19 protein-coding genes and 1 pseudogene are annotated in these 21,634 nt (G+C 70.8%); 10 read left to right on the forward strand and 10 right to left on the reverse strand.

Annotated features, from left to right (window positions below; genetic code table 11):
- Window positions 1-5: 5 nt before the first annotated feature.
- Both ACLZN2_RS34060 and ACLZN2_RS34065 read right to left on the reverse strand, forming a co-directional pair.
- Window positions 6-1,475, reverse strand: a complete 1,470-nt coding sequence (locus ACLZN2_RS34060; protein WP_416983275.1) for a sensor histidine kinase — start codon at window positions 1,473-1,475, stop codon at window positions 6-8.
- Entirely contained in the window at window positions 1,462-2,142 is a 681-nt protein-coding gene (locus ACLZN2_RS34065) for a response regulator transcription factor (RefSeq protein ID WP_416983276.1), read from the reverse strand. The genes ACLZN2_RS34060 and ACLZN2_RS34065 overlap by 14 nt, the downstream gene beginning before the upstream one ends.
- A 128-nt stretch (window positions 2,143-2,270) precedes the next feature.
- Here ACLZN2_RS34065 and ACLZN2_RS34070 point away from each other — a divergent pair, with 128 nt between their 5' ends.
- On the forward strand, window positions 2,271-3,758 hold the full coding sequence (locus tag ACLZN2_RS34070) for a glycosyltransferase family 39 protein (RefSeq protein ID WP_416983277.1): 1,488 nt from the start codon (window positions 2,271-2,273) through the stop codon (window positions 3,756-3,758).
- On the opposite strand, the gene ACLZN2_RS34075 is transcribed toward ACLZN2_RS34070, so the two are convergent.
- Window positions 3,724-4,149: an ATP-binding protein gene (locus ACLZN2_RS34075; protein ID WP_416983279.1), complete on the reverse strand. Its 426-nt coding sequence runs from the start codon at window positions 4,147-4,149 to the stop codon at window positions 3,724-3,726. The two genes, ACLZN2_RS34070 and ACLZN2_RS34075, sit on opposite strands and share 35 nt — an antisense overlap.
- 112 nt (window positions 4,150-4,261) lie before the next feature.
- Here ACLZN2_RS34075 and ACLZN2_RS34080 point away from each other — a divergent pair, with 112 nt between their 5' ends.
- From ACLZN2_RS34080 to ACLZN2_RS34110, 7 genes and pseudogenes are all read left to right on the forward strand, one after another.
- Window positions 4,262-5,068, forward strand: coding sequence for a helix-turn-helix domain-containing protein (locus tag ACLZN2_RS34080; RefSeq protein WP_416983281.1), 807 nt, complete (start codon window positions 4,262-4,264; stop codon window positions 5,066-5,068).
- On the forward strand, window positions 5,065-5,310 hold the full coding sequence (locus ACLZN2_RS34085) for a DUF397 domain-containing protein (RefSeq protein ID WP_416983283.1): 246 nt from the start codon (window positions 5,065-5,067) through the stop codon (window positions 5,308-5,310). The genes ACLZN2_RS34080 and ACLZN2_RS34085 overlap by 4 nt, the downstream gene beginning before the upstream one ends.
- Window positions 5,311-5,345: 35 nt before the next feature.
- Window positions 5,346-5,631, forward strand: a pseudogene (locus tag ACLZN2_RS34090) (hypothetical protein); the annotation flags it as partial.
- The gene (locus tag ACLZN2_RS34095) at window positions 5,558-6,490 is read left to right on the forward strand and encodes a SidA/IucD/PvdA family monooxygenase (RefSeq protein ID WP_416983285.1); all 933 of its coding nucleotides are present in this window, start codon (window positions 5,558-5,560) and stop codon (window positions 6,488-6,490) included. The pseudogene ACLZN2_RS34090 and the gene ACLZN2_RS34095, both read left to right, overlap by 74 nt.
- A 13-nt stretch (window positions 6,491-6,503) precedes the next feature.
- Complete coding sequence (locus ACLZN2_RS34100) at window positions 6,504-8,123, forward strand: phosphotransferase family protein (RefSeq protein WP_416983287.1); 1,620 nt, start codon at window positions 6,504-6,506, stop codon at window positions 8,121-8,123.
- A complete protein-coding gene (locus tag ACLZN2_RS34105; RefSeq protein ID WP_416983289.1) occupies window positions 8,120-9,343 on the forward strand; it encodes a hypothetical protein in 1,224 nt (407 codons plus the stop codon). The genes ACLZN2_RS34100 and ACLZN2_RS34105 overlap by 4 nt, the downstream gene beginning before the upstream one ends.
- A 77-nt stretch (window positions 9,344-9,420) precedes the next feature.
- Window positions 9,421-10,206: a DUF4253 domain-containing protein gene (locus ACLZN2_RS34110; protein ID WP_416983290.1), complete on the forward strand. Its 786-nt coding sequence runs from the start codon at window positions 9,421-9,423 to the stop codon at window positions 10,204-10,206.
- Window positions 10,207-10,216: 10 nt separating this feature from the next.
- On the opposite strand, the gene ACLZN2_RS34115 is transcribed toward ACLZN2_RS34110, so the two are convergent.
- A complete protein-coding gene (locus ACLZN2_RS34115) occupies window positions 10,217-11,425 on the reverse strand; it encodes a PLP-dependent aminotransferase family protein (protein ID WP_416983291.1) in 1,209 nt (402 codons plus the stop codon).
- Between the two features lie 197 nt (window positions 11,426-11,622).
- Here ACLZN2_RS34115 and ACLZN2_RS34120 point away from each other — a divergent pair, with 197 nt between their 5' ends.
- Window positions 11,623-11,772, forward strand: coding sequence for a hypothetical protein (locus tag ACLZN2_RS34120; protein ID WP_416983292.1), 150 nt, complete (start codon window positions 11,623-11,625; stop codon window positions 11,770-11,772).
- 91 nt (window positions 11,773-11,863) lie between these two features.
- On the opposite strand, the gene hemB is transcribed toward ACLZN2_RS34120, so the two are convergent.
- Complete coding sequence (gene hemB, locus ACLZN2_RS34125) at window positions 11,864-12,859, reverse strand: porphobilinogen synthase (protein WP_416983293.1); 996 nt, start codon at window positions 12,857-12,859, stop codon at window positions 11,864-11,866.
- 216 nt (window positions 12,860-13,075) lie between these two features.
- Here hemB and ACLZN2_RS34130 point away from each other — a divergent pair, with 216 nt between their 5' ends.
- Complete coding sequence (locus ACLZN2_RS34130; RefSeq protein ID WP_416983294.1) at window positions 13,076-15,343, forward strand: N-acetylmuramoyl-L-alanine amidase; 2,268 nt, start codon at window positions 13,076-13,078, stop codon at window positions 15,341-15,343.
- Window positions 15,344-15,905: 562 nt separating this feature from the next.
- On the opposite strand, the gene ACLZN2_RS34135 is transcribed toward ACLZN2_RS34130, so the two are convergent.
- From ACLZN2_RS34135 to ACLZN2_RS34155, 5 genes are all read right to left on the reverse strand, one after another.
- Window positions 15,906-17,615: a uroporphyrinogen-III synthase gene (locus ACLZN2_RS34135; protein ID WP_416983295.1), complete on the reverse strand. Its 1,710-nt coding sequence runs from the start codon at window positions 17,613-17,615 to the stop codon at window positions 15,906-15,908.
- Window positions 17,612-18,571: a hydroxymethylbilane synthase gene (gene hemC, locus ACLZN2_RS34140; RefSeq protein WP_416983296.1), complete on the reverse strand. Its 960-nt coding sequence runs from the start codon at window positions 18,569-18,571 to the stop codon at window positions 17,612-17,614. The genes ACLZN2_RS34135 and hemC overlap by 4 nt, the downstream gene beginning before the upstream one ends.
- Window positions 18,572-18,576: 5 nt before the next feature.
- A complete protein-coding gene (locus tag ACLZN2_RS34145) occupies window positions 18,577-20,277 on the reverse strand; it encodes a glutamyl-tRNA reductase (RefSeq protein WP_416983297.1) in 1,701 nt (566 codons plus the stop codon).
- On the reverse strand, window positions 20,274-21,035 hold the full coding sequence (locus ACLZN2_RS34150) for a redox-sensing transcriptional repressor Rex (protein ID WP_416983298.1): 762 nt from the start codon (window positions 21,033-21,035) through the stop codon (window positions 20,274-20,276). The genes ACLZN2_RS34145 and ACLZN2_RS34150 overlap by 4 nt, the downstream gene beginning before the upstream one ends.
- A 305-nt stretch (window positions 21,036-21,340) precedes the next feature.
- Window positions 21,341-21,625 carry a glutaredoxin family protein gene (locus tag ACLZN2_RS34155; protein ID WP_416983300.1) on the reverse strand — a complete coding sequence of 95 codons (285 nt, stop codon included), beginning with the start codon at window positions 21,623-21,625 and terminating at the stop codon, window positions 21,341-21,343.
- Between the last annotated feature and the right edge of the window lie 9 nt (window positions 21,626-21,634).

Genomic DNA, 21,634 nt, shown 5'->3' on the forward strand with positions numbered 1-21,634 from the left:
CGGCCTCAGCACGGCAGACCGGCGGGGGCCCGGGGAAGACGCAGCTGGAAGCATGCTCCGAGGGTCCGGGGGGTGAGGGTGAGGGTGCCCCCGTGGCGGTGGGCCAGGTCGCGGGCGATGGCGAGACCCAGGCCGGTGCCGCCGTGGTCGCGGGAGCGGGCGTCGTCGAGCCGGACGAAGCGTTCGAAGACGCGCTCGGCGTCCTCGGTGGGCACGCCCGGTCCGTCGTCGTGCACCGTGAGGACGACCCAGTCGTCCTCGTTCCGGACGGTGATCTGGATGCGGTGGGCGGCGTGGCGGGCGGCGTTGTCGACGAGGTTGCGCAGCAGCCGTTCGTATTCGTCGGGGTTTCCGTGTGCGCGTGCGGGGGTGGTGCTGTCGCAGGTGAGGGTCAACGGTCGTTCGGTGAGCGGGTATTGCTCGGCCAACCGGGAGGCGAGTGCTGTCAGGTCGACGGTCTCGGGATCGGCTGTGGGGGCACGGGTGTCGAGGCGGGCGAGGAGCAGCAGGTCTTCGGCGAGGGCCTGGAGGCGGCGGGTCTGTCGTGCGGCGGTGGTGGCCGCGGCGGGCCAGTCGGTGCGTTCCGGGTAGGCGAGCGCGACCTCCAGGCTGGCCAGCAGGGTGGTGAGGGGGCTGCGCAGTTCGTGGGCGGCGTCCGCGACGAAGCGGCGTTGCTGGGCTGCGGCGTTGTCGAGGCGTTGGAGGGTGCTGTTGATGGTGGTGGCCAGGGCGGTGATCTCGTGTCCCGAGGCGGGGACGGTGACGCGTTCGCGGGGGTCGTTCGCGGTGACCGAGGCGGTGAGGACGCGGATGGCTTCGACCGGCCGCAGCGCGATGCGGACGGCGAAGTAGGTGACGGCGGCGATCAGTACGAGGCCGACGAGCCCGGCCCACAGCAGCAGGCCGTCGGTGGTCCTGGCGATCGCCTCGGCCGTGTTCGGGAGCACCACGACATAGACCCGCAGCTTGGCATCGGCGGCGACGCCCAGAGCGGCGGCTTTGGCGCTGCTCAGTTCATCGGCCTCGATGTCGGATGTGACGACCCGATGGGTCCCACCGGCCACGGAGAGTTTGTCACTGGGGTCGTAGTCGGGGTTCGCAGGCAGGCGGACGGTGGTGATGCGTTCGACCCGCAGGGCTTTCGGCGGGGCGGGCATCACGTGGTGGGTGCCGGGATCGAAGTCGGCCATGCCTCCGCCATAGGCGACAGCGCCGCGTCGGCCGGTCGCGACGACCTCGTACGGCACGGTGCTTGTGGAGTCGGGAACGACACCCTGGCTCAACTGATCGCAGAGAGCCCAGAGCTGTGCCTTGGCCTGGTCTTCGGCGATCTGCGTGCTCTGGCGGTAGACCTCGTGGTGCACCCACCAGCCGATGCCGAGCAGGATGACGGCGGCGGTCGAAGCGGCGGCCAGGGCCGTACGGGCCCGTACCGAGCGCGGCCACCAGCGGCGTCGCGGCTCAGTCGCGTTCACGGTCGTCCACCAGTCGGTAGCCGGTGCCCCGTACGGTCTGCAGGGACTGCCGGTCGAACGCGGCGTCCACCTTCTTGCGCAGTGCGCTGACGCGCGCCTCCACCAGGTTGGGATCCAGGGCTTCGTCGGGCCATGCGTGATAGAGCAGATCCGCTTTGGAGACCGCCTGGCCCGCCCGGCGGGCCAGCAGTTCCAGTACGGCGAACTCCCGGGGTGTGAGTTCCACTCGGGTCCCGGCCCGGCGGCAGACCCGGCCGGCGACGTCCAACGAGAGGTCGCCCACGGCGAGGACGGGCGGGGCGACCGCGGCAGCCCGTCTGACCAGGGCCCGCAGCCGTGCGACGAGCACCATGTAGGAGAAGGGTTTGGCCAGGTAGTCGTCGGCCCCCGTGTCCAGGGCCTCCGCCTGATCCCATTCCCCGTCCTTGGCGGTGAGCACCAGGATGGGGGTCGCGTTGCCCTCCCGGCGCAACTGGGCGCAGACCTTGTAGCCGTTGAGTCCGGGGAGCATCAAGTCCAGTACGACAAGGGCGTATTCACCGGTCCTGGCCATCCACAGTCCCTGCCGGCCGTCATGGGCGAGGTCGACGCTGTAGCCCTCGGCGGTCAGACCGGTGTGCAGGGTGTGGGCGAGGTCCACCTCGTCTTCGACCACCAGGATGCGCATGCGGTGCAGCCTCGCACAACGCGGGCCCGCCTTCCTGATCGTCCGGTCAGGTTGGATCAGCATCCGGTCAACGAGGTCCCGGCACGCTGGCGGCGTTTCTTCGCCACTGCTGAAAGGCCCTGCCACCGATGTCCGTTGATGAACGTGCCCCCGCCATGGACGAGGCGGTCCTCCCTCCCGTACCCGCCCGTCGACGAGCACCGAGCCCGGCCGGAGCCGTTGTCGTCATCGTGCCCTTGACCCTGACCATCGCTCTGGGGCTCTGGGGCATCCGCAGGAAGAACACGATGTGGGGGGACGAGGCCGTCACCTATCAGGTCGCGCACCGCGATCTTTCGCAGATCTGGCTCACCGCCCAGCACATTGATCTGGTCCATGCCCTCCACTACGCCGTGATGCACGGGATCTTCGGTCTCTTCGGCGGAGGGCTGCTGACGTTGCGGCTGCCGTCCGTGCTGGCGATGTCGGTGGCGGCGAGCGGAGTCGGGCTTCTGGGGCTACGCCTGGCGGGACCCCGTGTCGGGCTGCTGGCGGGGCTGGTGTTCCCGCTCCTTCCCCAGGTACAGAAGTACGCGCAGGAAGGCCGCTCGTACGCCATGGTCTGCGCCCTGGTCACCTGGGCGACCTATGCGCTCGTGGTCAGCGTTCCGCAGCGCGCCCGGTGGCGGTGGGCGGTCTACGGCTCGACCATGCTGCTGGCCTGTCTTCTCCATGAGTTCGCGGTCCTCGCCCTGGTCGCACACGGCGTCACCCTGGTCGTCTCCCGTGTTCCACGACCGGTGCTGAGAGCGTGGAGTGCGGCTGCCGCGGGGGTGGTGGCCGGGTTGGCGCCGCTGGCGATCTTCAGTGCCGGGCAGTCGGAGCAGGTGTCCTGGATCGGCGGACCGGTGCGGCTTCAGTATTTCGTGGTCGGGGCGGTCGTGGGCGTGGTGTGTGCCCTGGCGCCTCTGGGGAGGAGGGGGCCCGTGCCGCTTTCCGCACTGGCTGTGCCGATCCTTGTGCTTCCGGGGCTTCTGCTGCTGATCACCTCACTGGTCAAGCCCCTTTTCGTCGACCGGTATGTGCTCTTCGGCAATATCGGAATCGCGTTGCTGCTGGGCGCCTGGATGGACTACTTCCATCGGCGGCAGCGGGCTTCCCACAACGCGTGGATCGCGTGGACCGCGGCGGTCGTCGCACTCGCCGCGCTCGTCCAGCCGAGCCTGTCGCTGAGGACGCCCCAGAGCCGGAGCAATGACGCCACCGCCATCGGCGACGCCGTACGCGAGGAAGGCCGTCCCGGCGACGGGCTGCTCTATGTCTCCGGCCGGTACCGGGCCTGGACAGCGGCCGACCCCGAGGACACCCGTTCCCTGACGGATCTGGCCCTGGCTCAGGACCCCGTTTCGTCGAACACCCTTGCAGGTGTCGAGCTTCCCGCCCAGGAAATAGCGGCACGCATGCTGGAATTCGACCGGATCGTCGCAGTCCGCGACCCGGCGGGTGCGCCCGCGCCGACCGACCCGCAGAACGAAGCGAAAACAAGCACCCTGCGGCGCCATTTCCGCGAGTACGGGACGACGCACGTCAACGGGGCGCGAGTCACCGTCTATGTCCGGGACCGCGACCCGAGCTGACGAACTCGCACCACACGGCCTTCCCGAGCGGACGTTCCCGGACACCCCAGTCGTCACTCAGCGCGGCGACCAGCAACAGCCCCCGCCCGCCTTCACCCTCCGGCTCGACCACCCGGGGCACCCCGGGCCCGCTGTCGTGCACCTCGACGTGGATCACCTGCCCGTCATACCGCAGGAACAGCAGGAACTGACGGCCGGGCGGTACGCCGTGCAACAGCGCGTTGGTCACCAGCTCGCTGACACAGAGCAGCACGTCGTCGGCCCGCTCGGTGCCGGCGAGCCCCCACCCGGCGAGGGTCTCCGTCGCGAACAGCCGCGCGGCCGGCACGGAGCGCCGTTCCCGGCGGAAGAACCTCTCGCGGAGGGGCGGGAGTTGGATCGTCTCGTTCACGGGACGAGAGTTGCGGAGAGTGACTATCATTGAGCAGTGCGTGAGGTCGTACGGAATTTCTGTACGGCCCCGCCCGGGTCAGGCACCGTCGCACACGGGGATGGGCAGCACCATGAGCCAGCGCAGGAAGAACCACTCGACCATGAGGATGCTGGGCAAACAGCTCGGCACGGCCCGCCGCGAGGCAGGCCACACCCAGGGCGGTCTCGCCGAACTCGTCCGGCTGGACGAGGAGACCATCGCCTCGATCGAACAGGGCAGACGGGCCCTGAAGCCGGATCTGGCGGCGCTGCTGGACGAAGTCCTCGACACGAAGGGGATGTTGGCGACCGGCGTGGCCAACCTCCCGGAGATCGACCAGTTCCCCCTGTGGGCCGAGCTGTACATGGAACATGAGCGGGAGGCGATCGCGCTGTCCTGGTACGACAACGCGGTCCTGCCGGGCCTCCTCCAGAACGAGCCGTACGTCCGGGCCGTACTGCGCAACAGGGTTCCGGCGTACGACGAGGACGAGATCGAGACGTACACGGCACTCCGGCTGGACCGCCAGGAGATCCTGCGCCGAAAGAACCCGCCCACCTTGAGTTTCGTGGTGTGGGAGCCGGTGCTGTGCATGGAGATCGGGGATCGGCGGGCGCAACTTCGGTATCTGCGGGAGCTTGCCGAACTGCCGTGCGTTTCCTTGCAGTTCCTACCGATGCGGAGCCCGTGCAACGCAGGCTTGGACGGACCCTTCATCCTGGTCGAAACACCGGATCACCAGCACCTGGCGTATGCCGAGGGTCAACGCGGCAGCCAGTGGGTTTCCGACGCAGATGAGGTGTCCATCCTGGCGCGCAAGTATGCGATGCTGCGAACACAGGCCCTGACCACCCAGGATTCACTGGGCCTGCTCGACCGCCTGCTAGGAGAGCGATGAGCGCCGAAGCACTTCAGTGGTTCAAGTCGACATACAGCAGCGACCAGGGCGGCCAGTGCCTCGAAGTCGCCTTCGAGTGGCGGAAGTCGAGCTACAGCGGCAGCGAAGGCGGCGCCTGCCTCGAAGTCGCCCTCACCCCCTCCGCCATCCACATCCGCGACTCCAAGCACACCCCCCACAGCGGCCCCACCCTCCGCCTCTCCCCCACCACCTGGACCGACTTCACCGCCGCCCTGAAGTAACCCCGTTGTCAGTGGCTGCCCCTACAGTCACCGGCATGGCGACTCTTCCCAACCCGCTGCCCAAGTTGGCCTCCGACCCGAGTGGTCGCTCGCTGGGGCTTCAACTCCCGCCGGGGCGGCTGGTCGACGCTGGGGACGCGTTCGGCGCGGGCGGGGCTGCTGCCGGTCCTGGTCGACCTGGGCGGTTCGCAGGGCGGTCCGGACGAGTGGGAGCTGATGCCGGGGGAGGTGTCCTACCCCGGTGACCATGACGCCGAGGAGGTCCTCGCGAAGTACTGGGCGGAGGTCGCCGCGGAGGGCGAGGAGTGGCCGGGACCGGCTGGCGAAGTTCATCAACCTGCGCACGTTCTACCCGACGCGCGTAGAGTTCAACGACTACTACGCCTGGGCCGCCCAGCAGTTCGACAAGCAGGTCCGGTGGGGTACCGACGTCCTCGAGGTGACCGCCGTACCTCCGGGCGAGCACGACGCAGAGCTGCTGCGGGTGGTCTTACGCGATCAGGCCACCGGGGAGACGGATTCCGTACTCACCCGCAATCTGCTGATCGCGCCCGGTGGCACCCCGTACGTCCCCGAGGGCGCCGGGCTCGGCGAGCGGGTGTTCCATGCCTCGGAGACCCGGGAGCGTTTGGAGCGCTCCTTCGACGACCTGTCCGCGCCGTACCACTTCAACGTCGTCGGCTCCGGCCAGACCTCCGCCGATGTGTTCATGCACCTCCGCCGTTCCTATCCGAACGCGCGGATCACCACGAACATCCGCGGTTTCGCCATGCGCCCCGAGGACGACACGCATTTCGTCACCCTCCACCGGTTCACCGAACTGGTCGGGGCCCGCTCGGATGCCGAGCGCGCGGTGGCCACCTACTTCCACCTCGACAGCGGAGAGACCAGCGAGGTCGACGCCGACGCTGTCATCCTCGCCACCGGTTACCGCTATCCGATGCCGATCCCCGCACTCGCCGGACTCGATCAGTATCTGCGCATGGAGACCCCGGAGCGGTACGCGATCCGGCGCGACTACGCCATCGAGAGTGTCGAGGGCTTCGGGCCGCGGATCTTCCTCCAGGGCTTCGCGGAGGCCACGCACGGGTTCAGCGAAGTGCTGCTGTCCCTGATGCCCATGCGAGCCGCGGACATTGTCCAGTCCATCGCCGAGAACGCGTCCGTCGAGTCCCGTTAGGAGCACCGAACCCGTGAGCATCCCGGCCGCAACGGCCACCGACCTGCACGGTACCGCGCGCATCACGACCGACGAGGAGCGCGCCGCCGTCCACGCGGTCTTCGAGCGGCACGGCACACCCCTGCCCCCGGGCACGGTGACCGTGGTGTTCGCCTATCCCGGCCACGGAGTCGGTGAACGGCATCCGCAGTTGTCCGGCTGCACCAACCAGATGCTGCTGCTGTCCACCGCGTCGGCCCGGCTGTCGCACCTGGGCATCACCGTCGCCGCGGCCAGCACCGAGCCTCCTGACAGGCACGTCCATCTGGGCGGACTCAGCCGGTCCATCGCCCGGTTCACGGAGGACGACGCGGCGTTGGTGCCGCACACCGATGTCGACGAGGGCCGCTTCCTCCTGCGCTGGACGATGGTGCTCGGCGGGCCGCGCGACGGTCTGCTCGTCACCGGCATCACCGACAGCGTGGCGCACACCCGCGCGGTGATCGACCTGCTCACCGCGGACCGCCTGCGTGACTGGGCCACGGCCGCCGGGGCCGACCCGGCCTCCGCGTCCGCCGGTGTGACGGCCACGTACGCCAACGGTGCGGACTCACTGGGCATCGTGGCCTTCGAGGCGGGCATCCCGCTCGTGGCGAAGGTCGGACCGCGCGCGGTCATCGACGCGGAGACCGCGTTCGTCGATGAGGTCAACACCCGGCTCGCGGCACAGGGGACCGGCCCGTTGTTCCCGGTGCTGCACGGTGTGCACCGTGAGGGCACGCAGGCGACGTCCCTGATGGAGCAGGTCGAGCCGCTCACCCTCGACAACGTCGTCTTCGGTGACAAGGCGAAATTCGCACTCGCCGAGGGCGCGCTGCAGGAGCTCGAACCGCACCTTCGGTTGCTGAGTGTCCTCTACACGGCGACGGCGAAACCGCGAAGGCCCACCGTCGCCGACTATCTCTTCCGTGAGCGCTTCCACGCCGTGGTGTCGCACGAGGGCTTCGTCGACACCTTCCGGGCCTTCTTCCCCGACTGGGAGCCGACGGCCGTACTCGCTGCGGACGTGGTTCTTCCGACCGGTGAACGGCTGCCGGGGTACACGGCGACGACTCGCTGGCTGGACGATGCCTCGGCCTCGCTGCTGCCGGACTCCGGATGTCTGGTGCACGGGGACGTCCACCTGAAGAACATGCTGCGCCGTGCGGACGGCTCCCCGGTGTTCGTCGACCCGCGCACGGTGTGGGACGGCCGGGACCGGCCGGACATCGGGTTCGGCGATCCCAGCTACGACTTCGCGACCCTGCTGCACAGCGCGCTGCCGATGAGCGGACTCCTCCAGGCCGTCGCCGACGGCACGTCCGAGTCGCTGCTGCCCGAGCTGCCCTCGGTGCCGGACGGCACGCTCGACCTTTCCGGACTGACGACCCCGTTCACGGTGGACGGCAACCTGAAGCGGCTCGAGGAACGGCTGCTCGCCGGACTCGGCCCGAACGATCCCTCGATCCTGCGCGCCAGGCTGTACGTCGGTGCGGCGAACGCCCTCGCGGGCTGGCTGAAGTACGAGCGGGCGCTCGCCACCGCACAGACCTGGCTCGCTGTCTACGCCTATGTCCTGTGGTACCTCGACCGCGCACGGACGGAGCTGGCATGAGCGAGCACGTGTTGGTGGTGAACTCCGGCAAGTCGGAGGCGGTGGACCGGCTCCGCGAGGCCGCACCCGATGCCGAGATCGACGTCGTCACCGAAAGCTCGTACGCACGGATGTACACCCCGGACGTACGGCTGCACTTCGTCGACGACATCGCCGACCTGACCGCCGTCCGCCGGGTCGCCCTGGATCTGCTGGCGCGTCAGCCGATCGACCATGTGGTGGCTCCTTCCGAGCGGAGCCTCCCCGCCGGCGGCTATCTGCGTTCGTTCCTCGGACTGGGCGGGATCGGCTTCGAGACGGCGAACAGGTTCTCCAACAAGGCGGTGATGAAGTCGGCGCTCACCGCGGCGGGCCTGCCGGTCGCGGCACACCGGGTGATCGGATCGCTGTCGCAGGCGCCCGCCGCGGCGGCCGAGCTCGGCTGGCCGGTGGTGCTCAAACCGGCCCTCGGTACCGGCTCGATGAACACCTTCCGGCTGTCCTCGGCCCAGGAACTGACCGAGCTGCTGGCCTCGTCCGCCGCGGACGGTCTGCGCCGTGCGCAGTGCCCGCTGCTGGTCGAGCGGTTCGTCGAGATGGAGGGTGAGTACCACTGTGACGGGGTGGTCTCGGACGGACGAGTCGAATTCGCGGCCGTGCAGCGCTACTTCATGCCGCTCCTGGGCCGGACGGACGCCTTCACCGGCTCGTATCTGCTGCCGGAGGACGACCCGGCTGTCGGGGTGATCCGCGAACTGCACCAGGCGACGGTGAACGCCCTCGGGCTCGACACCGGCGTGACGCACATGGAACTGTTCGGGACCGGCGACGGGTTCGTGATCGGCGAGATCTCCTGCCGCCCGGCGGGCGGGGGAATCGTCGACGCGGTGAAGATGAAGTACGGCATCGACCTCTGGCGGGTGTTCATGGACACCTCGCTCGGTCGCCCGGCCGGGGTGAGTGGCCCGGTCGCACCCCTACGGGACGAGATCATCGCCAACTGTGACCTGCCGGTGCGACCCGGCCGTGTCGTACGCGTCTCCACCCCCGACGAGTTGGCCCGGGTGCCGGACGTGATCGAGGTGCGGATGTCCACACGAACCGGCGACACCATCGGCACCCGGCTGCACTCGGCTTCCACCACCGGCCTGGTGTTCCTCGCGACGGCCGAGGCGGCACTCGTGCCCAAACGCGTCGAGGACCTGGCCCGTGTCTACGTCCTGGAAGTCGCCCCGACATAGCAGGGGCCGCTGGGCGACCGCCGCCGTGGCGGCCGGCAGGCCGTTCGTTGTCAGTGCCTGCCCTTACAGTCACGGGCATGGCGACTCTTCCCAACCCGCTGCCCAAGTTGGCCTCCGACCCGAGCGGTCGCTCGCTGGGGCTCCAACTCCCGCCGGGGAGACTGATCGACGCGACCGACGAGGGACCGTGGCACGAGCCGTTGCTGTGGCATGCCGAGCGGCCGGCCGCGGCGGGCAACTGGTCGGCGCTGGGGGCGCGTTCGGCGCGGGCGGGGCTGCTGCCGGTCCTGGTCGACCTGGGCGGTTCGCAGGGCGGTCCGGACGAGTGGGAGCTGATGCCGGGGGAGGTGTCCTACCCCGGTGACCATGACGCCGAGGAGGTCCTCGCGGAGTACTGGGCGGAGGTCGCCGCAGAGGGCGAGGAGTGGCCGGGGCCTGCCGCGAGCCCGGCGCTCACCTCCGATCCGGACACCCGCGCCGCGCACATCGCCGACCTGCTGACGAGCGAGGTGCCGCCCTGGTTCCGGACGCCGCATCTCGCCCTCGTCCCGGCCCGGCGCAGCGCGGACGTGCCCACGGCCATCGGCTGGGCGGGCCCGGCCAACTACGAGGGCGACACGGCCCGGTTGTCGGCCGTCCTGCGCTCGTGGGAGGACCGCTTCGGCATACGGGTGGTGGGGCTCGGCTTCGACGTTCTCGTGCTGTCCGTCGCCGCCCCGCCGACCACGGTGGAGGAGGCGCGGGCGGTGGCAGCGGAGCACTTCGCGTTCTGCCCGGACAACATCACGCAGGGCCCGGGATCGCCGGAGTCCTACGCCGATCAGCTCGTCGGAGAGCACATCTGGTCGTTCTGGTGGGACTGAGCGCGCCGCGCTACCGCTTGAGGCCCTTCCCCAGCCTGCGCAGTCCCTCCCCTATCTCCTCCGGTGTCTGGGTCACGAAGCAGAGCCGGAGTGTGGAGCGGTCGGGCTCGCCGGCGTAGAAGGGGGCGCCGGGGACGTACGCCACGTCCTGCCGCACCACCTGCGGAAGCAGGGCGGTCGTGTCGTACGACTCCGGCAGCCGGACCCAGAGGAACATGCCGCCCTCGGGCCGGTTCCAGACCGAGCCGTCCGGCAGGGCCTCGCCGAGCCCGGCCAGCATGGCGTCCCGCCGCTCGCGGTAGACGGCGGCCACCTTCGCCACATGCGCGTCGAGGTCGTTGACGGCGAGATAGCGGGCCGCGGCGAGCTGGTTGACGGTCGGGGTGTGCAGGTCGGCCGCCTGCTTGGCGACGACACAGGCGCGGCGCAGTTCGGCGGGCCCGCGCAGCCAGCCCAGCCGCAGGCCCGGCGCCATGACCTTGGAGAAGGAGCCGAGCAGCACCGTGCGGTCGAGGGCGTCGGGGTGGGCGGCGATCCAGGGGACGCGCTCACCGTCGTAGCGGAGTTCGCCGTACGGGTCGTCCTCGACGATCCACAGGCCGTGGCGGGCGGCGACGGAGGCGATCGCGGCGCGGCGGCCGGCGGGCAGGGTGCGGCCGGTGGGGTTCTGGAAGGTGGGGACGGTGTAGAGCAGCTTGGGCCGCTCGCGCACCACCAGCTCGGCCAGGGCCTCGGGATCGGGCCCGTCCGCATCCCCCGGCACGGCGACGATCCGGGCTCCGGCGAGGCCGAAGACTTGGAGGGCGGCGAGATAGCAGGGGGCCTCGACCAGGACCGTGTCGCCGAGGTCGAGGAGGGCCGTGGCGAGGAGGGAGAGGGCCTGCTGGCTGCCGGTGGTGACGAGGAGGTCGTCGGCGGCGGTCGCGAGCCCCCGTGCCGAGGTCCGCGCCGCGAGCGCCTCGCGCAGCGCGGGCTCGCCCTCGGTGGTGGCGTACTGCAGGGCCTGCGCCGGGGTCTCCTCCAGGACGTGCCGGAAGGCCGCGGCCACGCCGTCCCGGTCGAAGAGTTCCGGCGCGGGAAGCCCGCCCGCGAAGTTGATCATCTCGGGGCGGGCGGTGACGGCGAGAATGTCCCGGACGGGAGAGCCCCCGGTCGACCGGGCGCGCGCGGCGAGCGGAGGCGGGGCGGAGACGGGGGCGGAGACGGATCTGAGAGTCATGACGGCACCCTAGAGAGATAGGTGCCGCCTACACATGACCTTCTGGCATATGGACGGCGCCCCTACCCCGTCCGCGTCCCACAACCCGTCCCGAAAGGACACCGTTTCCGCAGGTCACCCGGCATGGGACCGGATCAGCGTCCCGACTTGCCCGGCAGACATGGAAGACCGGAGGCCCCACGACCCACGCTTGCCCCATGCCCCGACGACGCATCCGCCTCCTCGCCGCCGCCCTCACCGCGACGGCGGCCCTGACCCTCACCGCCTGCAACGACGGCCAGGGCCTACGAGACGAGGGCCCCTCCAACACCGGACCAATCTCAACTCCGGCCCCAGCAACTCCCTAAAGGGGCGCGGGGCCGTATCGATGTGCGGCTCCGCCGCGTGGGCGCGACCAGCCACGACGGAGCCGCAGCGAACCAACGACCTGCCCCGGCACTACAAGCGCAGCTTCAGTGCCGCCTCAGTAGCCCAATACGTAAGAATGTTCCGCGCCCCCGCCCGCTTGATCCCGGTGAGCGTCTCAAAGATCGCCCGGTCCCGGTCGACCCAGCCCTTCTCCGCGGCGGCCTCGACCATCGAGTACTCCCCGGAGATCTGGTACGCCGCCACCGGCACGTCCACGGCGTCCGCGACCCGCGCCAGGATGTCGAGGTAGGGGCCGGCCGGCTTGACCATCACCATGTCGGCGCCCTCCTCCAGATCCAGCGCCAGCTCCCGCATGGACTCACGGAAGTTGGCGGGGTCCTGCTGGTACGTCTTCCGGTCGCCCTTCAGGGACGAGCCGACGGCCTCCCGGAACGGCCCGTAGAAGGCGGACGAATACTTGGCGGTGTAGGCGAGGATCGCCACGTCCTCCCGCCCGATCTGGTCGAGCGCGTCGCGGACGACCCCGATCTGCCCGTCCATCATCCCGCTGGGCCCCACCACATGGGCTCCGGCGTCGGCCTGCACCTGCGCCATCTCCGCGTACCGCTCCAGGGTCGCGTCGTTGTCGACACGCCCTTGCGCGTCGAGCACACCGCAGTGCCCGTGATCGGTCGTCTCGTCGAGGCACAGGTCGGACATGACGAGCAGGTCGTCGCCGACCTCGGCGCGCACGTCCCGGAGGGCGACCTGGAGGATCCCGTCCGGGTCGGTCCCCGGCGTGCCCAGCGCGTCCTTCTTCGACTCCTCCGGCACACCGAAGAGCATGATCCCGGAGACCCCGGCCTCCACGGCCTCCAGCGCGGCCTTCTTCAGACTGTCGCGCGTGTGCTGCACGACCCCGGGCATCGCCTGGATCGGCACCGGCTCGCTCACGCCCTCCCGCACGAACGCGGGCAGGATGAAGTCCGCCGGGTGCAGCCGGGTCTCGGCGACCATGCGCCGCATGACGGGGGTGGTCCGCAGCCGCCGCGGACGCGAACCGGGGAAGGATCCGTACTTCGTCATGCGTCCACGCTACGCCCGTCCCGACCCTGCCTTTGCCGACGCCGAGTCGGCCCTCCTGGGACAGGTGTGACGTTTTTTCACCCGTGAGCGCTCTCTCTACGGGCCACCTGTTGATCAGCTGTGCCCCCAATGACCATTTTTGTTGAATAAGGGTGGGGTTTCGTCGTGACTCGACGTCGACGCCGGGGTGGGACACGCGCGTACAGACCGCTGAGCGTGCGCAGAAGAGCCTGGCTGACGCTCGGTGCGGTGCTGCTGGGCAGCGGGGGTGTGGTGACGTACGCCGTCGCAGGCCCGTCCGCCGACCAGGGCACCAGGCCCAAGCGGCCGGTGAAGGTCTACGGCCTCGCGCTGAAGGGCGCCTCGGCCGACCGCCAGGAGCTGCCGCGCACGGACACCGAGGAGTTCTCGCTGCTCGGCGTCACCTGGACCGGGGGCGCCAAGCGGCTGGCCGGCACAGCGCAGGTACGCACCCGCAGTGTGGCGACCGGCGAGTGGAGCGCCTGGCACGACCTCGAGCTGGACGTCGACCCGCTGGACGAGCCCGGCCCGAAGGTGCGCGGCGCGTCCGAGCCGGCCTGGGTCGGCCCCTCCGACGGTGTCCAGGTGCAGGTCGTCCGCAAGAACGGCACCACCGCCGCGCTGCCCAAGGGCCTGCGGGTCGACCTGGTCGACCCGGGCGTGGCGACCGACGCCGAGACGAGGACCGGCACCGAGCCCGCGGCCTTCGTCATGGAGCCGAGCCCCGGCGACACCTCCTCGGCGACGGCCGACCCGTCCGCCTCGCCCACCGACACGGCCTCCGCCTCCCCGACGGACACCGCCACCGACACGGCCTCGGCCTCCCCCACGGACACCGCACCCGAGGTCACGGCGAACCCCTCGACGGGCAGCGCGTCCCCGACCACGACCCCGTCGGCCACCGCCTCCCCCACCCCCACGACCCCCACCGCCCCGAAGTCCACCGTCCCCCAGCCGCCGATCCTCTCGCGCGCCGACTGGGGCGCCGACGAGTCGATCAGCCCGGACGCGCCGGAGTACAACGCCGACGTCAAGGCGATGTTCGTGCACCACACGGACGGCACCAACAACTACACCTGCGACCAGACGCCGTCGATCATCCGCAGCATCTACGCGTACCACGTGCAGGTCAGCGGCTGGAAGGACATCGGCTACAACTTCCTCGTCGACAAGTGCGGCACCCTGTACGAGGGCCGCAAGGGCGGCGTGGACCTGCCGGTGCTCGGCGCCCACACCTACGGCTGGAACCGTGAGGCCGCGGCCGTCGCCGTCCTCGGCGACTACACCCAGACGACCGCCACCAACGCCGCGCTGACCTCCATCGCGCGCCTGGCGGCCTGGAAGCTCGGCCAGTACGGCGCCGACCCGGCCGGTACCGTCCAGCTCACCGCGGGCGCGACCCAGACGAACTACTTCGGCAAGAGCTTCACCTCGGGCACCCGCTACACCTTCAACCGGATCTCGGGCCACCGCGACGGCTACAACACGCAGTGCCCCGGCGGTCTGCTCTACGACCAGCTGCCCACCGTCCGCGCCTGGGCCGCCGGTCCGGTGCAGGGCCTGAAGGTCACCTCGGTGGCCGGTGGCGCGACCCTGTCGGGCTCGACGTACTACACCAAGGGCGCCGTCACGGTGAAGTGGACGACGACCACGCCCGGCACACTGATCTCGAAGTTCGAGCTGCTGGCCGACGGCAAGGCCGTGGCCACCGCCTCGGGCACCGCCACCTCCGCGAGCGCCACCCTCCCGGTGGGCAGCCACACCCTCGCCGTACGGGCGGTGCACCAGTCCGGCAAGGTGACGACGACCGCCGCGCTGAACCTCGTCGCCGAGACCACGGCCCCCACCTTCACCACCGCCCCGAAGCTCTCCCTGCGCACCGGCACCGTCAGCTCCACCGCCGTCCCGGTCACCCTGGGCTGGAAGGCCGCCGACGACAAGGCCCTGCGCTACGTGAAGCTGCTGGCTCCGACCACCGCGACCTTCGGCCCGACGGTCACCAGCTCCAGCCGTACGGCCAAGCCGGGCACCGCCACCACCTGGTCCCTGCGGGCCTACGACTACGCCGGCAACTACCGCACGGCTTCGACGTCGGTCACCCCGGTGATCCTCCAGGAGACCTCCGCGGTCAAGTCCGGCACCTGGACCAGCCGTTCGTCGACCAGCTACCTCGGCGGCAAGTCGTACTCCAGCGGCTCCAAGGGCGCGTCCCTGACCTGGACCTTCACCGGCCGCTCCGCCTCCTGGGTGGTCTCCCGCGCGTCCACCTCCGGCCAGGCGTACGTCTACGTCGACGGCGTCAAGACCGCGACGGTCGACCTGATGTCCTCCACCACCCTGTACCGCCAGGCGATCTGGACCAAGACCTGGTCGACCAGCGCCAAGCACACGATCAAGATCGTGGTCGTGGGCACCAGCGGCCGCCCGACGATCACAACCGACGGGCTGGTGTACCTCAAGTAGGTCCGCGGACAAGGCAAACGGAGGCGGCCTTCACGATCACATCCGATCGTGAAGGCCGCCGCCGTTCCGCGTGAGGGGCCGGCCGGCCGAGCACGAGAGGAGGACCGCTGTGAGGCGTGTGGTCGGTGACCGCCTGCGAGGGGCCGTGAGCCCGGGGAAGGGCGTCCGCACCCACCGCATCCTGTGGCCCCCGTCCTGGCGGGGCGCGCCCCCCACCCGCGTCCCGGCGAACGCGTGGGCGCTGGTCCGTGCCGTGCGCGGACGGCACGGAGTGTGGTCCATGCTGATAGCCACCGCGGCGTGGGTCCTGACCGCGCTCACGCTCCCGCTGGGCTGCGGGCCGCGGAAGGGACGTTCGCAGCCCCTCACCCTCACCACCTGGGCGACCTTCCTGCCGTACGCCTCCGGGCTCCGACGGATCGGTCGCGGCGAGGGCGTCGTAGAAGGCTGGGGGAAGTGTGCGCACAGTCTCAGCGACACGCCGTGCCGACGGCGTGTCGCTGAGACTCTCGCGTCACTTCGGGAGCAGGCCTCACACACGTCACTCGGACGGACCGGTTGATCAGGTCGCCCGACGCCTCCGCGACCCCGGCCTCCGCTCGCTCGGCCGGGTCACCGGGTCCCCCGCCTCCAGGGCCGCGGTGCGGCGGCGCAGGCCGAAGTCGGCCAGGGCCTCCGCCAGCTTGAGCGCGGACGGCTCGGGGGCCATGACGTCGACCCGCAGCCCGTGCTCCTCAGCCGTTTTGGCGGTAGCGGGACCAATACACGCGATGACCGTCACGTTGTGCGGCTTGCCCGCGATGCCCACCAGGTTGCGGACGGTCGAGGACGACGTGAAGAGCACCGCGTCGAAGCCGCCGCCCTTGATCGCCTCGCGGGTCTCCGCCGGCGGCGGTGAGGCCCGCACGGTGCGGTAGGCCGTGACGTCGTCGACCTCCCAGCCGAGCTCGATCAGCCCGGCTACGAGGGTCTCCGTGGCGATGTCGGCACGCGGCAGGAAGACACGGTCGATCGGGTCGAACACCGGGTCGTACGGCGGCCAGTCCTCCAGGAGACCGGCGGCGCTCTGCTCGCCGCTCGGCACCAGGTCCGGCTTCACGCCGAAGGCGATCAGCGCCTTGGCGGTCTGCTCGCCCACCGCGGCCACCTTGATGCCGGCGAAGGCGCGGGCGTCGAGGCCGTACTCCTCGAACTTCTCCCGGACGGCCTTGACCGCGTTGACCGAGGTGAAGGCGATCCACTCGTAGCGGCCGGTGACCAGGCCCTTGACGGCCCGCTCCATCTGCTGCGGGGTCCGCGGCGGTTCGACGGCGATCGTCGGCACCTCGTGCGGGACGGCGCCGTAGGACCGCAGTTGGTCGGAGAGCGACGCCGCCTGCTCCTTCGTGCGCGGGACGAGGACCTTCCAGCCGAACAGCGGCTTGGACTCGAACCACGCCAGCCGGTCGCGCTGGGCGGGGGCGGAACGCTCGCCGACCACGACTATCACCGGGCGGCCGCCGTCCGGCGAGGGCAGCACCTTCGCCTGCTTCAGCGTCTGCGCGATCGTGCCGAGGGTGGCCGACCAGGTGCGCTGGCGGGTCGTCGTACCGGCGACCGTGACCGTCATCGGGGTGTCGGGCTTGCGGCCCGCCGAGACCAGCTCACCGGCCGCCGCGGCGACGGAGTCGAGGGTCGTGGAGACGACCACCGTCCCGTCGGAGGCGCCGACCTCCGTCCAGCAGCGGTCGGACGCCGTGCGCGCGTCCACGAACCGGACGTCCGCGCCCTGCGCGTCCCGCAGCGGCACCCCGGCGTACGCGGGCACGCCGACGGCCGCCGCGACGCCCGGGACCACCTCGAACGGCACCCCGGCGGCGGCGCAGGCGAGCATTTCCTCCGCCGCGTACGTATCCAGTCCCGGGTCCCCGGACACCGCACGGACGACCCGCCTGCCGCCCCGCGCGGCCTCCATGACAAGATGTGAGGCATCCCGCACAGCGGGTACCTCGACGCTTGTTGACGTGCCGTCAACGAGCTTGGGGTGAGGCGTGCCTGTGCCCGGAAGCGGGTCCGACGAAGGACCCGATTCCGTGTTCACGACGGACACGCCGGGCCGCGCGTGCGTCCGTACGACGTCGAGCACCTCGTGCTCGGCGACGAGGACGTCCGCGTTCGCCAGCGCCTCCACGGCGCGCAGAGTCAGCAGTCCCGGATCCCCGGGTCCGGCACCCAGGAAGGTGACGTGCCCGTGCTCAGGAACGGCGGCGGCAGGAAGGGCGGTGGGGCTCACTGTGCTCGCTCCCCCATCAGACCGGCCGCGCCCTGGGCAAGCATCTCGGCGGCGAGTTCGCGACCGAGCGCCATTGCCCCGTCGTGCGTCTCGGGCACGGGACCGGTGGTGGACAACTGCACCGTACGGGTGCCGTCGGTGGTCCCGACGACGGCCCGCAGGCGCATTTCCTTGACAATCTGCCCGTCGGCCAGAAGGTCGGCCAGCGCGCCCACAGGGGCGCTGCAACCGGCCTCCAGGGCGGCGAGCAGTGACCGTTCGGCGGTCACGGCGACCCGGGTGAACGGGTCGTCGAGCGCGCCGAGCGCGGCGATCAGGTCCGCGGCGTCCGCGGCACATTCGATGGCCAGTGCTCCCTGGCCGGGGGCGGGCAGCACGGTGTCCACCGACAGGAAGTCGGTGACCTCGTCGATCCGGCCCATGCGGCTCAGCCCGGCGGCGGCCAGCACCACCGCGTCCAGCACGCCGTCACGGACGTATCCGATGCGCGTGTCGACATTGCCGCGGATCGGGACCGTCTCGATGTCGAGGCCGTGAGCGCGGGCGTACGCGTTCAGCTGCGCCATGCGGCGCGGAGAACCGGTGCCTATGCGCGAGCCGCGCGGCAGGTCGGTGAACTTCAGCGCGTCCCGGGCGACGATCACGTCGCGGGGGTCCTCGCGCTCCGGTACGGCGGCCAGGACCAGGTCCTCGGGCTGCGTGGTCGGCAGGTCCTTCAGCGAGTGAACCGCGAAGTCGACCTCCCCCTTGAGCAGCGCGTCGCGCAGGGCCGTGACGAACACACCGGTGCCGCCGATCTGCGCGAGCTGCTCGCGGGAGACATCGCCGTAGGTGGTGATCTCGACGAGCTCGACCGGCCGGCCGGTCGCCCGGCGCACGTCGTCGGCGACCTGCCCGGACTGGGCCATGGCGAGCTTGCTCCGCCTGGTCCCGAGCCTCAGTGCTCTCGTACTCATGCCGCTCATGCCGGCCCTCGGTTCTCTGCGTTCTTCTCGGTGCTGTCCTCGGCCCGGGACACGGCGGCCACCGCCTCCTGGTCGAGGTCGAACAGGGTCCGCAGGGCGTCGGCGTACCCGGCGCCGCCGGGCTCGGCCGCGAGCTGCTTGACCCTGACGGTCGGCGCGTGCAGCAGCTTGTCGACGACACGCTTGACGGTCTGGGTGATCTCGGCGCGGTGCTTGTCGTCGAGGCCGGGCAGCCGCCCTTCGAGGCGGGCGATCTCACCGGCGACGACGTCGGCGGCCATGGAGCGCAGCGCGACCACGGTCGGCGTGATGTGCGCGGCGCGCTGGGCGGCGCCGAACGCGGCGACCTCGTCGCCGACGATCCGCCGTACGAGGTCCACGTCGGTGGCCATCGGCGCGTCGGCGGAGGCCTCGGCGAGCGACTCGATGTCGACCAGCCGCACCCCGGCCAGCCGGTGGGCGGCCGCGTCGACGTCCCGCGGCATCGCCAGGTCCAGCAGGAACAGCACCGGCTCGGGGCGTACGGGCGTGGCGACCGGCTCGGGCCTGCGGCGCTCGGGGATACGGCCGACGGTGGCGGCGAGCGCGGCGAGCGCGGTGATCAGTTCGGCGTCGGCCTCGGGGCCGCGGCGGCCTGCCGTACGGCGGTCCACGCTCGCGTTGTCGACCCAGGCCGCGTGCTGCTCCAGGGTCGCGGCGTCCATGCCGGCGACGGCGGCCTCGCCCATCACGGAGAAGCCGGGCTGCTGCTGCACGGCGGACAGGTCCAGCGGGCAGCCCTCGTCGGTGCCGAGGGAGGTCGGCGGCAGGGGCCGTACGGAGGGGTTCTCCTCGTCGAAGACGACGGGCTCGCCGGTGCGGCCCTCGACGGCCACGGCGACGGCCTCCGCCGTGAGGACGAGCCCCGTCGCCCCCGTGCAGGAGACGGCGACGTCGGCACGTGTCAGCTCGGCCGGCACCGATTCGATCGGGACCGCGCGGGCCACCACGTCCGTGTTCTCGTCCTCGGCCAGTATCTGGGCGAGGCGTTCGGCGCGGTCGAAGGTGCGGTTGGCGACGACGACCTCGGCGACCCCGGCGCGCGCGAGGGTCGCGGCGGCCAGCGAGGACATCGAGCCCGCGCCGATGACCAGCGCTCTCTTGCCCCGCGCCCAGTCCCGCACCTCACCGCCGGCGGCGAACTGTTCCAGCCCGAAGGTCACCAGCGACTGCCCGGCCCGGTCGATGCCGGTCTCGGAGTGGGCGCGCTTGCCGACTCTGAGTCCCTGCTGGAACAGGTCGTTCATCAGCCGGCCGGCGGTGTGCAGCTCCTGCGCCCTGGCCAGGGAGTCCTTGAGCTGCCCGAGGATCTGCCCCTCGCCGACGACCATGGAGTCCAGCCCGCAGGCCACCGAGAACAGATGGTGGACGGCCCGGTCCTCGTAGTGGACGTAGAGGTAGGGGGTCAGCTCCTCCAGCCCCACCCCGCTGTGCTGGGCGAGCAGCGTGGACAGCTCGGCGACACCGGCGTGGAACTTGTCCACGTCGGCGTAGAGCTCGATGCGGTTGCAGGTGGCGAGGACGGCGGCCTCGGTGGCCGGCTCGGCGGCGACCGTGTCCTGGAGCAGCTTGAACTGCGCGTCCTCGGAGAGGGAGGCCCGCTCCAGGACGCTGACGGGGGCGCTGCGGTGGCTCAGACCGACGACGAGGAGACTCATGCCGGCATCACGGCGGGTACGTCCCCGTCGGGCCCCTGGTCGGTGGTGTCGTGGGCGACCGGCGCCGCCACGGCGCCCTCGTGCGCGGCGTTGTCCTCGCCGGCCTTGCGCTGCTCGTGGAAGGCAAGGATCTGCAGCTCGATGGAGAGGTCGACCTTGCGCACGTCGACGCCGTCCGGGACGGACAGGACGGTCGGCGCGAAGTTCAGGATGGAGGTGACCCCGGCGGCCACGAGCCGGTCGCAGACCTGCTGGGCGGCACCGGCGGGCGTGGCGATGACACCGATCGACACGCCGTTGTCGTTGATGATCTTCTCGAGGTCGTCGGTGTGCTGCACGGGGATACCGGCGACGGGCTTTCCGGCCATCGCGGGATCGGCGTCGATGAGCGCGGCGACCCGGAAACCACGGGAGGCGAACCCGCCGTAGTTGGCCAGGGCGGCACCCAGGTTTCCGATGCCGACGATCACTACCGGCCAGTCCTGGGTGAGCCCGAGCTCACGGGAGATCTGGTAGACGAGATACTCGACGTCGTAGCCGACACCGCGCGTTCCGTAAGAACCCAGGTAGGAGAAGTCCTTGCGCAGCTTGGCGGAGTTGACCCCCGCGGCCGCGGCCAGTTCCTCGGAGGAGACCGTGGGTACCGAGCGCTCCGACAGTGCGGTCAGCGCGCGGAGATACAGCGGAAGCCTGGCGACAGTGGCCTCGGGAATCCCTCGGCTACGGGTCGCCGGTCGGTGAGTTCGGCCAGTTGCCACGGTGCTCCTGCGGGTAGAGCGGGGCTGCGGGCGGTCATGCGTCCCCAGACCGCCCCGTCGACAGCAGGCTATGTCTTTGTGAACGCGTGCACAAAGATGGTGTCCGATTTGCCCGGCCAACGTGACCGGGGTCACGCGCGTCGTTCCTAGGGACATCCCTGGGGGCAAAACCGACACACTCCTCGTGAATCCCGCCCCCGAGACCAAAGCGCCATCGATCCTAAGCGACGCCGGGCGTGTCTTGTACCGATCGGTCAGTTCCGGGTCGGTCACTTCCGGGGCGGCCGGCTCCTGGCGGGCGGCTCCTAGCCGGCCAGTTCCTTGCGGAGGCGAACCTCGTCCACCCGCCAGAAGGTGTGCTGCCTGCCGTCCACGAGCACCACCGGGATCTGCTCCCAGTACTCGTCGTGCAGCGCCTTGTCCTGTGTGATGTCCTTCTGCTCCCAGGACACGCCGAGTTCACCGCAGACCTTCGCGATCACGGCGTGCGCGTCCTCGCACAGATGGCAGTCGGGCTTCCCGATGAGCGTGACGAGCCGGTCCTGCGCGGCCGGCCCCTTCCGTCGAAAGAGGGGACTCATACGGGCCATTCTCACCCC

The sequence above is a fragment of the Streptomyces sp. T028 genome (genome assembly GCF_048159505.1).
Taxonomy (GTDB): domain Bacteria; phylum Actinomycetota; class Actinomycetes; order Streptomycetales; family Streptomycetaceae; genus Streptomyces.